Annotated in this window: 15 protein-coding genes; 6 read left to right on the top strand and 9 right to left on the bottom strand. The window is 39.1% G+C overall.

Annotated features, from left to right (window positions below; all coding sequences use genetic code 11):
* A complete protein-coding gene (gene fabK, locus BM398_RS06675) occupies positions 1-930 on the bottom strand; it encodes an enoyl-[acyl-carrier-protein] reductase FabK (protein ID WP_092336974.1) in 930 nt (309 codons plus the stop codon).
* A 28-nt stretch (positions 931-958) separates the two neighbouring features.
* Positions 959-1,180 (bottom strand): acyl carrier protein, encoded by a 222-nt coding sequence (locus BM398_RS06670; protein ID WP_026513845.1) that lies wholly within the window; start codon positions 1,178-1,180, stop codon positions 959-961.
* A 146-nt stretch (positions 1,181-1,326) separates the two neighbouring features.
* Here BM398_RS06670 and BM398_RS06665 point away from each other — a divergent pair, with 146 nt between their 5' ends.
* Complete coding sequence (locus BM398_RS06665; protein WP_092336973.1) at positions 1,327-2,175, top strand: MerR family transcriptional regulator; 849 nt, start codon at positions 1,327-1,329, stop codon at positions 2,173-2,175.
* A gap of 235 nt (positions 2,176-2,410) precedes the next feature.
* Complete coding sequence (locus tag BM398_RS06660) at positions 2,411-2,695, top strand: HU family DNA-binding protein (RefSeq protein ID WP_013282588.1); 285 nt, start codon at positions 2,411-2,413, stop codon at positions 2,693-2,695.
* Positions 2,696-2,763: 68 nt separating this feature from the next.
* Here BM398_RS06660 and BM398_RS06655 read toward each other — a convergent pair whose 3' ends face one another.
* Together BM398_RS06655 and BM398_RS06650 are read right to left on the bottom strand one after the other, a co-directional pair.
* The gene (locus BM398_RS06655) at positions 2,764-3,297 is read right to left on the bottom strand and encodes a histidine phosphatase family protein (protein WP_092336972.1); all 534 of its coding nucleotides are present in this window, start codon (positions 3,295-3,297) and stop codon (positions 2,764-2,766) included.
* 390 nt (positions 3,298-3,687) lie between these two features.
* Positions 3,688-4,053, bottom strand: coding sequence for a DUF1622 domain-containing protein (locus tag BM398_RS06650; protein ID WP_092336971.1), 366 nt, complete (start codon positions 4,051-4,053; stop codon positions 3,688-3,690).
* Between the two features lie 230 nt (positions 4,054-4,283).
* On the opposite strand from BM398_RS06650, the gene BM398_RS06645 reads away from it, so the two are divergent.
* Both BM398_RS06645 and BM398_RS06640 read left to right on the top strand, forming a co-directional pair.
* Entirely contained in the window at positions 4,284-5,570 is a 1,287-nt protein-coding gene (locus tag BM398_RS06645; RefSeq protein WP_092336970.1) for an aspartate aminotransferase type Ic, read from the top strand.
* 127 nt (positions 5,571-5,697) lie between these two features.
* Positions 5,698-6,354: a YgjV family protein gene (locus BM398_RS06640; RefSeq protein WP_304528542.1), complete on the top strand. Its 657-nt coding sequence runs from the start codon at positions 5,698-5,700 to the stop codon at positions 6,352-6,354.
* Here BM398_RS06640 and BM398_RS06635 read toward each other — a convergent pair whose 3' ends face one another.
* The gene (locus tag BM398_RS06635) at positions 6,355-6,588 is read right to left on the bottom strand and encodes a hypothetical protein (RefSeq protein ID WP_034462078.1); all 234 of its coding nucleotides are present in this window, start codon (positions 6,586-6,588) and stop codon (positions 6,355-6,357) included.
* A gap of 141 nt (positions 6,589-6,729) precedes the next feature.
* On the opposite strand from BM398_RS06635, the gene pta reads away from it, so the two are divergent.
* Complete coding sequence (gene pta / locus BM398_RS06630) at positions 6,730-7,713, top strand: phosphate acetyltransferase (RefSeq protein ID WP_026655957.1); 984 nt, start codon at positions 6,730-6,732, stop codon at positions 7,711-7,713.
* A gap of 79 nt (positions 7,714-7,792) precedes the next feature.
* Here pta and BM398_RS06625 read toward each other — a convergent pair whose 3' ends face one another.
* The 3 genes from BM398_RS06625 to BM398_RS06615 form a co-directional block, all read right to left on the bottom strand.
* Positions 7,793-9,214, bottom strand: a complete 1,422-nt coding sequence (locus tag BM398_RS06625) for a diguanylate cyclase domain-containing protein (RefSeq protein WP_242949770.1) — start codon at positions 9,212-9,214, stop codon at positions 7,793-7,795.
* Positions 9,215-9,288: 74 nt separating this feature from the next.
* Positions 9,289-10,236, bottom strand: a complete 948-nt coding sequence (locus BM398_RS06620) for a GTP-binding protein (RefSeq protein WP_139233790.1) — start codon at positions 10,234-10,236, stop codon at positions 9,289-9,291.
* A 43-nt stretch (positions 10,237-10,279) separates the two neighbouring features.
* A complete protein-coding gene (locus tag BM398_RS06615) occupies positions 10,280-10,618 on the bottom strand; it encodes a hydrogenase maturation nickel metallochaperone HypA/HybF (protein WP_242949769.1) in 339 nt (112 codons plus the stop codon).
* A 102-nt stretch (positions 10,619-10,720) separates the two neighbouring features.
* Between BM398_RS06615 and BM398_RS06610 the strand changes: the two genes are divergently transcribed.
* Entirely contained in the window at positions 10,721-10,936 is a 216-nt protein-coding gene (locus BM398_RS06610) for a hypothetical protein (protein WP_026655961.1), read from the top strand.
* A gap of 11 nt (positions 10,937-10,947) precedes the next feature.
* Here the strand turns inward: BM398_RS06610 and BM398_RS06605 are convergent, their stop codons facing one another.
* A complete protein-coding gene (locus tag BM398_RS06605) occupies positions 10,948-12,249 on the bottom strand; it encodes an ATP-binding protein (RefSeq protein ID WP_092336966.1) in 1,302 nt (433 codons plus the stop codon).
* Between the last annotated feature and the right edge of the window lie 53 nt (positions 12,250-12,302).

The raw sequence follows: 12,302 nt of genomic DNA, 5'->3' as shown, positions 1-12,302 counted from the left end.
TCAAGCACCCATAAGTGCCATCGCTTCACTGTATATGCTCTTAATGATCTCTTCGCAGGTTCCTTCGCTCTTTACAAGTCCCGCGATCTGTCCGCACATACATGAACCGTACTTTACGTCTCCGTCTATAGCTGCTTTTCTTAATGCGCCTGCGCCCATTGCTTCAAGCTCTTCACTTGTAGTATTGGGATCAAGCTCTTTTGCCTGAAATTCTCTGGTCATTCTGTTCTTAAGTGCTCTGACAGGATGTCCGAGAGACTTTCCGGTAACGATTGTGTCTCTGTCTTTTGCGCTGAGAACTTTTTCCTTGTAGTTTTCGTGCACGCCGCACTCTTTTGCTGTAAGGAATCTTGTTCCCATCTGCACTGCCTTTGCTCCAAGCATGTATGCTGCAGCCATTCCTCTTCCGTCGGCAATTCCGCCTGCAGCGATAACAGGGATGTTTACTGCATCTACAACCTGAGGTACAAGCGCCATAGTTGTTGTCTCTCCGACATGTCCGCCTGACTCGCAGCCTTCTGCAATAACAGCGCTTGCGCCCATGCGCTCAACCATTACGGCAAGTGCAACGCTGGCAACAACACAGATAACCTTTATATTTGCACCTTTAAGCTTTTCCATATATTTCGAAGGATTTCCCGCTCCTGTAGTAACAACCGAAATACCTTCTTCACATACAACATCCACAGCCTCGTCGATATAAGGGCTCATAAGCATCAGATTTACTCCAAAAGGCTTATCTGTAAGCTTTTTTGCCTCTTTTATCTGGGCTCTGAGCTGTTCGCCGTTTGAATTCATCGCTGCGATAAGTCCAAGTCCACCGGCATTTGAAACGGCAGCGGCAAGCTTTGCATCTGCAATCCATGCCATTCCGCCCTGTATTACGGGGTATTCAATCCCAAGCATTTCGCAAACAGGATTTTTTTCCATTTTCTTATTCCTCCAAACGGATCACTGATTACTGCTTCTCAATAAGCTCTGCAAGTTTGTCAATTGTTGTGATTTCCTGAGAAAGTTCGATCTTGCAATCAAGTTCTTCCTGCATCTGCATTACAAGTTCCATGATGTCAAGTGAATCAAGTCCGATTTCTGTAAAAGTATCAGTTGTCTTGATCTCTGACTCCTCCTTATCAAGGTACTCTGCGATTATACGTACAATTGTTGCTTTTACATCTTTCATGTTCTTTTCTCCCTTTTCTTAATTATTTTTCCTATTGTCTGAAAATAAGATTGTATTAACTTAATTCTCTGTTACAATAAACGTGGGGGTAACCCCCAGGTCAAGTGCATTTTTGATATTTTTTTATCATTTTTTAGGAGGTTTCTATGACAAGATTTAGTGACTTCGAAGATGAAGATATAGAGTATTCACTGAGCGTGAGCCAGTTTGCAAAACTATGTGGTACGACAAGAGATACTCTCAGATATTATTACGAACAAAATATTTTGACTCCGAGAGTTGATCCAAACAACGGCTATCACTACTATTCCGCATCACAGATCAGCTCTTTTTTCTTTATAAATACAATGCGAAAAGCCGGTTGTTCGATAAAAGAGATCAGCACTACCATTCACAATTCCAGTAAAGAAAGTATCTCAAAATTGGTAAACACCAAAATACTGGATATGCAACGTGAGCTTTTTCTTATCAATAAAAAGATAAGTTCTCTTCATCTTGGCCTTTGGATCTTGGAAAAATATGACGGTTGTAAACCCGGTGTCCCGTTTCTTGATATCATTCCGGACATGAGTTTTTCATCAACAAAAGTTAAAGACAAATCTTCGTCCTATCATGCCGCCGATGTTGCCAAGGATATCTCCGCACATCTGGCCAGGGCGAATTCCGACTCTTCTTTTGCCGCATTCCCTTCGGGAGTTACTATCGATTATAAAGACCTAATAAAAGGAGATTACGTATATAACAACATTATTACTTTGTCATTTTTGCCTGCGGATAATGTTGATTCTTTCCCGCTCCCAAGCAGAAAAGCGATAAGCTGCTATCACGACCACAACACTTCCGGAATAGACAAGACATATAAGAAAATGGTCACATACATAAAAAGGAACAAGCTGACCGCCTGCTCAGATCTTTTTTCCGTGAGTCTTATAAATATATATAATAAAGAAGCAGACCACACGTATTTTAAGTATTTGTTCATCTGCGTCGAGTAATCTTACATATACAATGCAACTTTTAAACACATCATTATTATATTTCGTTAATTACTCTGGCATTAAGGCCTCACCCTCATTTTAAACCATTTAATCATGCGTCTTTTCAGAATTATGCACTAAAAAATACTATAATTTTTGGCGTTTTTTCGATTTAAAACTCTTGTAAGGCGCATAAAAACATTGTAAAATCTTGATTAGTAGTTAAAATACTCATTTTGAGGGAGGTATTATCATGAATAAGACAGAACTCGTTGATGCTATTGCAAAAGAGACCGGTCTTTCTAAGAAGGATTCTGAGAAGGCTGTAAAGGCTTTCACAGAGGCAGTTTCTAAGGAACTTAAGAAAAAGGGCAAAGTTCAGCTTGTTGGATTTGGTACTTTCGAGACAGCTAAGAGAGCTGCTAGAACAGGTAAGAATCCTCAGACTGGCGCAGCTATTAAGATTCCTGCAGCTACTGTTCCTAAGTTCAAGGCTGGTAAGGCTCTTAAGGATGCTGTTAACGGTAAGAAGAAATAATAATTTCAATCCCCCTGCTTATCAGTATTGATCAGCAGGGGATTGTTTTTGCTTAATTTATCGTAATATCAATACTCATATCTTCTGATCTCGCAATTATTTATTCCAAATCTTGAGAACTCCTCATTATCCATTTCCCTGAAATAAGATTCTACGATCCTTACGATTCCGTTATGTGCAACAAGTATATACTCTTTGTCGTCTTTATTAATGTCATCAAGAAGGTTATATATTCTCTGTGCCAGTTGCATCATTGATTCTCCGGTCTTAAAGCGGCTTGCCATGTGCTTCTTGGCTTCATGAAACTCAAGACCGTCACGAGCCGTTGATTCATATATTCCAAAATTCTGTTCTATAAGCCTCTGCTCAACTCTTACCGGAATACCGGTGACTTCCGAGATATGTTTAGCAGTATCATATGCTCTCATCAATGGGGATGTAAGTATCTCATCAGCCTTGATATTCTTTTCCTTGATCATGCGTCCAACCTCGATTGCCTGTTCATGCCCTCTTTCGGTCAGTGCGATGTCAGTTGCTCCACAGATCTTGTTTTCAACGTTCCAGATGGTTTCCCCATGTCGTACAAAATAAAAATGATCCATTTGTAATTATCCTTCCAAAAGTAAATGTGATATTTTATTATTTTCGTTTTTTCGAAAACTTAAATTAAGTTTCACCTTCAATCATGTTCACAAAATGAACACATCTTTTTCACATAAATAACACACGAAAAAGCGAAAATAGCTATTGCGATTTGCAGGAATCGACGATCCAGTTTTCGATGATATATTTAAGAAAGAATATATTCTACACTAATCATCTTTAAGTTCCGGCTACAAATTCCAATGTGTTTTTTTATTTCTTTCTAAAATAAAAAAATTCTTATTCGCTATTTCAGGAATAAGCGTCTTTAAAAGAAATGATTTTTCTTTTCTGTTATCTTTGGCTCCTTCGAGACTTGTCCGCATGATCCTGCAGTCACAGGCACTATGTCACGAAGGAGTATCCTTATTAATACTCTCTTTTGGTTGAAGCGCGATTTTTTCTTTTTCAATTTCCCAATGGATTAAAAATGTCAGAGTTGCCCTAAGCGCAATAATAGCCCCAAGGATACCTAGTTCCGACCATTCTCTGACCACAACGGTCCTAAGCACCTCTCCTCCAAGCTTAAATTCAAGAGCGAGAGCTATTCCCTGTGCCAGTTCGAGCCTTATAGACTCATCCTTTTTTAACCAGAATATAAAACTTTTTACAGCTGTAAATACAAGAATACAGATTCCAAATAATTCCAAAAGAAGTGTGGAATATTCTACGGCATATCTAAGTACTGTTTCAGAAACACTATATAATCCTTCCATTTCCGTCCTCCATACAGCAATTTCAAGAATTATCCCTGCAATGTACTTTACATAATGCTATTGTTTATATCTGTCAGATTTATTATATCAAAAGTCGCCGGTCCGGGACACCGCCGTTTGCGCAGTTTTTACGATATGCCTTATTTATACTTGACTTGTCAGGGCGATACTGCAATAATATGTTAGATACATACCAAAATACTTGTATACAATTTGCAGGGGATTGATTTATGAAAAAATACAGTGAACTGTCACAAGATGAATTGATTAAAGAGAAAGAAGTTCTTTCAAACGAGTACAAAAAGTGGCAAGCCAAAGGCCTCAAGCTCGATATGAGCCGCGGAAAGCCTTCTGTTGAGCAGCTCAATCTTTCTATGCCTATTTTTGATATCTTAGACGGTAAGTCTTTAATGAGATGCATGAATGGTGTTGAAACAAGAAACTATGGTTGTTTGGAAGGTATCGTTGAGGCTCAGCACCTGATGGCCGAGATAATGGACTGTCAGCCCGAGCAGGTTATCGTTTGCGGTAACTCTTCCTTAAATATAATGTTTGATACCGTTGCACGCGGATATATGTTTGGTTTTGGCGGTTGCACACCTTGGTGCAAACTTGAAAAAGTTAAGTGGCTCTGTCCTGTACCCGGATATGACAGACACTTTGCCATAACACAGCATTTCGGATTTGAAATGATCAACATTCCTATGAATGATGACGGCCCTGATATGGATATGATTGAAGATCTCGTATCAAAGGATGACTCAATCAAGGGAATCTGGTGCGTTCCTAAATATTCAAACCCTCAGGGAATTGTTTATTCGGATGAAGTTGTTCGTCGCATGGCTAACCTTAAGCCTGCAGCAAAAGATTTCAGGATCTTCTGGGACAACGCTTACGCAGTACATCACTTATATAAAGAAAAATGCAAGATCTTAAATATCCTTCATGAATGTGAAGAAGCAGATAATCCAAGCCTTGCCTTTGAATTTGCTTCCACTTCAAAGATCACTTTTGCAGGTGGCGGAATCGCTGCCATTGCTTGCAACAATGCAAACAGACAGGAACTTAAGAAAACTCTTACTGTTCAGACTATCGGATTCGATAAGATCAACATGCTTCGTCATGCAAGATACTTCATGGATGTTGAATCCGTAGATGAGCACATGAAAAAGCATGCCAAGATCTTAAGACCTAAATTCGAGATGGTCATCAAGACCATGGAAAGAGATCTCGGTGATACAGGTTGCGGAACATGGACTTCTCCAAAGGGTGGTTATTTCATCACTTATGAAGCACCAAAGGGAACCGCTTCACGTATCGTTGAACTTGCAAAAGAAGCAGGTGTCATCTTAACTCCTGCAGGAGCACCTTTCCCTTATCACATGGATCCTATGGATTCTATAATAAGATTTGCTCCTTCCCTTCCTCCTCTTGAAGAACTTGAGCAGGCTGCGGATATCTTTACCGTATGTGCAAGACTCGCATACTTAGAGAAGCTGATATTAGCCAAAGCATAATTTCACACTATACGAAAAAGCTCGGACATTTACTTTAATGTCCGAGTCTTTTTTATAAATTCCGGCATTGCCAAAACAAATATGAGGTCAACTTACGCAGACCATGATTTGAATATCGTATAATCTTTTGTTATCATACGTATATCAAATACTTTTTTTATATAATTGGAGCGTTATTATGAATAATACATTTATTGAAGCAATCGGATATTTAGGATCGACATTGGTTCTTGTTTCTTTCCTTATGGCCTCTGTGGCAAAATTAAGAATCGTAAATTCGATAGGTAGTGCGATCTTCACATTATATGCGTTTATCATTCACTCTTATCCCACTGCGATAATGAATATATGCCTCGTTTTGATAAACATATATTATCTTGTAAAGCTGAGCAATACGTCCGTAGAATACACTTGCATAAAAATATCCAAGGATGATTCGGTGATAAAGCATTTCCTTGATCACTATAAGTCAGATATTTCCAAGTGTTTTCCGGGCATCAATACAGACTTTGATTCTGCAGATGTCGGTTATGCGGTTCTGCACGAAGGAACTCCTGCCGGAGTATTTCTTGGAAAAAGACAAGCCGATGACAATGTAGACATTCTTTTAGACTATTCTATTCCTCAATTCAGAGACTTCTCTATAGGTAAGTTCTTGTATTCAAAACTTCCCGATGACGGAATAAAAACCCTTACCTATAGCGGTCCCGATAGAAATCACATGAAATATCTTGCAAAGCTTGGCTTTGAGAAAAATGAAAGCTGTTACAAAAAAAGATTTTAATTACCTGTTTTTGGCGATATCCATTATCTGCTGAAAAGTTGTTATATCATTGGCGGTTATCTTTATGTTTGACTCAATCTCTTTTCCGTCAGGTGTAGTCACTTTCACGGCAATAATTGTTCCTTCTTTCATTGAATCATTTCCGATTGCTTTGAAAAAAGCGATGATCTTGGGATGTTCCTGCTGGAATATCTGAAAGCGCTGTTGTAATTGCATTAAACTCATTGGATTCATATTTTTAAAATTTCTCCTGTTTTTCTTTTTATACTAATGTAAAACTTGAGCGAAATCAAATTATTTTCCCGACAATAGGTCTAGAATATGTATGCGCTTACATATTAAAGAAATACCTGATATATAAAAGGAGGATAATAAATGTACGGATTTGGTGATATGATACAGAAGCTTAAGGCAAACCCGAAGACCATCGTTTTTCCCGAAGGATCAGATCCCAGAATCTTGGAGGCTGCTTCACGTCTTCTTGCCGGAAACTTTTTGAAACCTATATTGCTTGGAAATGTTGACGAGATCAATCGTTCTGCCGAAGATGCCGGATATAACATCAGAGGCGCTCAGATAATCGATCCCGAGAACTATGATAGATTTGATGAAATGGTAGAGACTTTCTGCGAACTTCGTAAGAGCAAGGGAATGACTCCCGAGAAAGCTATACCGATTCTCAAGCAGACAAACTATTTTGGAACAATGCTTGTAAAGATGGGACTTGGTGACTGTCTTCTCGGTGGTGCAACATACTCAACTGCAGATACAGTAAGACCTGCACTCCAGATTATTAAGACAAAACCTGAAAACACTATTGTTTCATCATGCTTTATTCTTGTTCGTCCTTCAGCTACAGGGGAGAACGAAGTGATCGCAATGGCAGACTGCGGTATCAACATCAACCCCAACGAAGACGAGCTTGTTGAGATCTGTGGTGAGACTGTAAACTGTGCTCAGAGATTTGGTGTTAATCCCAAAGTTGCTTTCCTTTCATTCTCTACAAAGGGCTCTGCAAAAGATGAGACAGTTACAAAGATGCAGAACGCAACAAAGAAAGCTCAGGCAAAATATCCTGATGTTCCGATTGACGGAGAGCTTCAGTTTGACGCTGCGGTAGCTCCCAATGTTGCAAAGCAGAAGGCTCCCGGTTCACCTGTTGCAGGATATGCAAACACATTCATATTCCCTGACATCAACGCAGGAAACCTTGGATACAAGATTGCTCAGCGTATGGGCAACTTCGAAGCATACGGACCTATTCTTCTTGGTCTTAACGCTCCGATCAACGACCTTTCTCGTGGCTGTAATGCAATCGAAGTTTACTCAATGTCTATCATTACAGCTTCTCTTGCATAAAGCGGTTTCTTTGTAAAATATAAACGAACATAAAACACCCCATAGAAATCAGATATCCTGACTTTTATGGGGGTATTTTTTACTCATCTTTATTTAGTTCGTGCTTTCCTCTGCGTTCGTGTTCTTTATCTTTGTAATAAGCAGCCTTATCTTCATACATACGCTCATCTGCTTTTTTAACAGCTTTATTGATTTCCCTTGAATCTTCAAGCCATATATAGCCTGTCGCAGCGGATACTTTTTCCAGTTTAGTGCGAAGTTTTTTCACAAGCTCTGTAAACTTCTCTTCGGTTATCTCGGGGATAATGGCTATAAACTCATCTCCGCCTATCCTGTAACAATACTTCCTCTTAAATACCGAAGCGACGATTGACGATGTCTCTCTTATCTTTTCATCTCCGGCATCATGTCCTTCAGTTGCATTGATTGCTTTAAGTCCGTTTATATCTATATAGCACACGCCTACTACAGAAGACATTCCTGACAAAACAAGCAGTGCCTGATTCAGAGAGTTTCTGTTTCCAAGCCCCGTCAGTGCGTCGTGACTTCCAAGATACATCATCTCTTTTGTCAGAGCTCTGTTTCTCATATCATAGGAAATAAAGATCGCTACTGACTCCATTACTTCAGCGACATTTATCGGCAACGTATTTTCATAATTATCGGCAACAAGGTATCCGATGATCTCATCGTTATCATGAAGCGTTGTCACTATATATCTTGAAACACTTCCCGCAAGAAGCTCGTTATAAACCTCTTCTTCATATTGCAAGATAATCGAAGTATCATTTACAACTATCGTATTCTTGCCCTTGAGCTGTCTGTCCCACATATCAACTATGTTCATCCGCTCAAAATCTTTTCGACTCGGAAGATTAGAAGCATGTGCATCATTAAGCCACTCTCTTACATCTACAACCTTTTTGTCTTTTACCTCAACGATTCCTACACGGTCGGCTTTTATCGCCTGTCCGAGTAGCTTCAGTACTTTACGTATTCCTTTGCCAAACTCTGCGGATGACAAGGCTGTAGCGCAGTCAATAACAAGCTTACTGGTATTGGAAGCAAGCTCGCGATTATCCTCACTCTTTTTTGCAATTGTTATGTCATGGATTATAAATGCACAAAAGCCCTTCTGATAAACAGGAACAGCGCAGTATTCAAGCCACTTGTCATGTTGTGTGTTATAAGTCCTTATTGTCGAAGACTGTCTTAAGATCGCAGCCTGATAACTATACTTGATCCAGTCCTCATCTCTGTTCATAACAGTCTTTAAATATGTATTGCCAACAAGCTCAGCCGAAGGCTTTCCGACAAGCTGAGAATACTTCTCATTTGCGAACAAAAAAAGCATATCCTTCACTGTTCCGAAAGGATCTGTCATAACTTTAAAAATACAATATGCATCCGGCAGATCTTTTAGCATATACAAAATATCACTTGGCGCAAAATTAGAAGATGATGAGTATCCAATTTTTCCGTCATTCTGATTGTCCGGCATCTGCATTCTCCTTAATTAAGTATATTCATTTACTTCCTTTCGTAAATTATACTATAAAACAGTACACTTTGCACCTATACCGATGGCTCCCCCACATATTTTACCAATTCCGCGCGGTCAAGATTTTCTCCGATTATTATAAGTACCGCCCTGTCTGTGTTTACGCGCTTTGTATCATACCTTTTCCTTGTAACATTAAGTTCAATCTTTTCGGTATCGCCTACTTGGATAAATCCCTTTATCCTGTGCACATTCCCGCATTTCTCATCCTCAAATATCTTAGTTACCGTTTCATGCAACAGTTCTTCATCCATTGCAAAATCAAAATAAAACAGCGTCTGATATCCGGAATCTCCTACGTGCATTCGCTTGGGATAATCAGCTTTTTTATATCCCGAACCAAACATCTTGTTATAATCCGCATCTGAAAATTCATCCCAGTTTTTCGCGATTATATCTTCAGGTCTTATTACTCTCGAACAGTCAAATTCATCCATGACTGACTCGATATGCGAAAGAATCTCATCTCGTTTTTTCTCATTTTCTTCATCCAACTTACTTACAACAACGACTCCTGCCGATGCAATCTCAGACATCAGCATATAGCGGGATTCCTGTGACAGATCCGCCACGTGCTCCGCATCGTATATACATATTACGCTCCCCATCTCATACCACATATCTATCGGTGACTCATACAATATGTCAAATAACTCATCCGGATCAAAAACACCCGACGGCTCGATTATTACCCTGTCATATCCAAGCATTCCCATCGCTATAAGCTTTGTCTTTAGCCTTCGCTGATGCGCCACCTCTCCGTCTCCGCCGACTATCATCTCAATATTGCAGTTTTCACCGAGCAGCTCCTGCAAAAGAACCATATCTACATTTATGGCTCCGAAATCATTCTCAATAATGCATATTTTCTCACCTTTTTCCATGAGTTTTTTTGCATATTTTTTTAAAAAAGTAGTCTTTCCCGATCCAAGAAATCCTGTAATAAGATCGACTTTTGTCATTCTTTCTCCATTCCAAAAAAGAGGCCCATAAGACCTCTTTTCCTCAATCTTCAACTGTTATACTCTTTATCACTATATCCTTGCCTTCTATTATCTTTGCCCTTTTTCCGCCACAATTAGGGCATAGATATCTGTTGCTCTTATCGGGAAAATACTCTTTTCCACACTCTTCACACAGCGCTTTTACGGGAACCTCTTCGCATATAAGCTCGCTTCCGTCAAGCGGTGTGCCTTCCACAACTTTTGTATAATATTTATTTAGATAATAGGGCAAAATTCCGCTTGTCTTGCCGACAAGAACATGAATACTTTTTATCTTGCTGTCTTTTGCAGAATCCATCGCCATCGCTACTATCTTCGTGACGTAACTCATTTCATGCATATTATTCACCGTACATCATATTTTAATTATCATTTTATAGCATTTTAATTGAATAAATCCTGCTTTGAAAAGATAATATTAATACCTAAAGGAGGGTTTGCCATGTCACATAATGCCATAAAAATATGCATAGGCTGCGGTCGTACATTTAATGCCCGCAACAGTAACATGCCCTTTTGCTGCAAGTTCTGTAAAAAGAGATACTCCTATCACTACACTTTCAAATGCAGTGATTGCAGAAACGCAGCATGTGAAGTAAGAAACAACTATCTAAGCGGCTGTGCAATAGGATGCCCCAATCTAAAATGGGTTCCGTAAGGCTCTTCTTATCACATGCCAAGCAAATGGTTAATAAACTGCTGTGCTACACGACCGGAAATGCCACCATGGTTCATTTCCCATCTGTCTGCCTCTCTAAACAATTCTTCTTCCTTCATATCTATTTTATTCCTGATTGCCAATTTTTTGACAATATCATAATATTCCTGTCTTGAAGGCTTATAATAGCCGATCGTCACACCAAATCTGTTTGCAAGCGAAAGCTTCTCTTCCATTGTATCCGAGTGATGGATATCAGCATTCTGTTCAACATCATGCCTGTCTCTCCAAGTCTCGCGGATGAGATGCCTTCTGTTTGACGTCGCATAAATAAGGATATTATCGGGTCTTGTCTCAACGCCACCTTCGATAACCGCTTTGAGGAACTTATAATCGGATTCATCTTCTTCAAAAGAAAGATCGTCCATATAAATAATAAACTTATAGTTTCTGTTCTTGATCTGCGAAATAAGTCCGGATAACAGCCTGAACTGATACTTATATATCTCGATCATTCTAAGTCCGTCGCTGTAAAACTCATTTACTATAGCTTTTATACTTGTCGATTTTCCCGTACCGCTGTCACCAAAAAGAAGTACGTTGTTCGCTTTCTTTCCCTCAACAAATGCCTTGGTATTTTCAACAAGTTTCTTCTTCTGGATTTCATATCCCACAAGGTCGTCAAGCACAACACTGTCCATGTTGTTTATTGATGAGAAAAGAATCTTTCCGTCGTTTCCCTCATTTAATCTGAACGCCTTATTAAGACCGAATGCGCCAACACCGATTTCCTTGTAAAAATTCGTTACGGTATCAAAAAAAGCATTTTCATCCTTAGCATTTTCAAGCTTTTCAGAAAGGCTTCTCACCTTTTCGCTTACGTTGTGATTGTACATAAGCTCAGGCTTCTCAATTGCCTTATAATCCGTTATGCATGAAAAACAATCTATCTCAAGCGCATCTTCTATTTCTGAGAAATCATATTCAAAAAGTTTTTTGAAAACGCCAAAATCACTCTTTGCAAAATGATTTACGCTTCCGTCCTTGCTTCCGACTTTTTCACATGTCAAAGAAAAAGGATTTTCCTGCATGATCAGAAGATATGTCAGATAGTTATGCCATAAGTTTTTATCAAAAGCATAATCTGTTCCCAACTCAAGAATTCTTTTTATCTGTTTATATATTCTTGTCGTCAGGTCTGTCTTATCATAATCATTTGAGTGAAAATCCTTAAAAACAGACGCAAGCTGCATTAATATTGAATTTTGAGGCAGATCGCCGTAAATCAGCAAATTTGATACCAGTTGTTCCATAATGTTCTCCGATCATAATTTCTATGATGATATACAAATTCTTTTTTGCACCT

The sequence above is a fragment of the Butyrivibrio sp. M55 genome (assembly GCF_900116865.1).
Lineage (GTDB): Bacteria > Bacillota > Clostridia > Lachnospirales > Lachnospiraceae > Butyrivibrio.
This window is presented reverse-complemented; position numbering and strand designations above follow the sequence as displayed.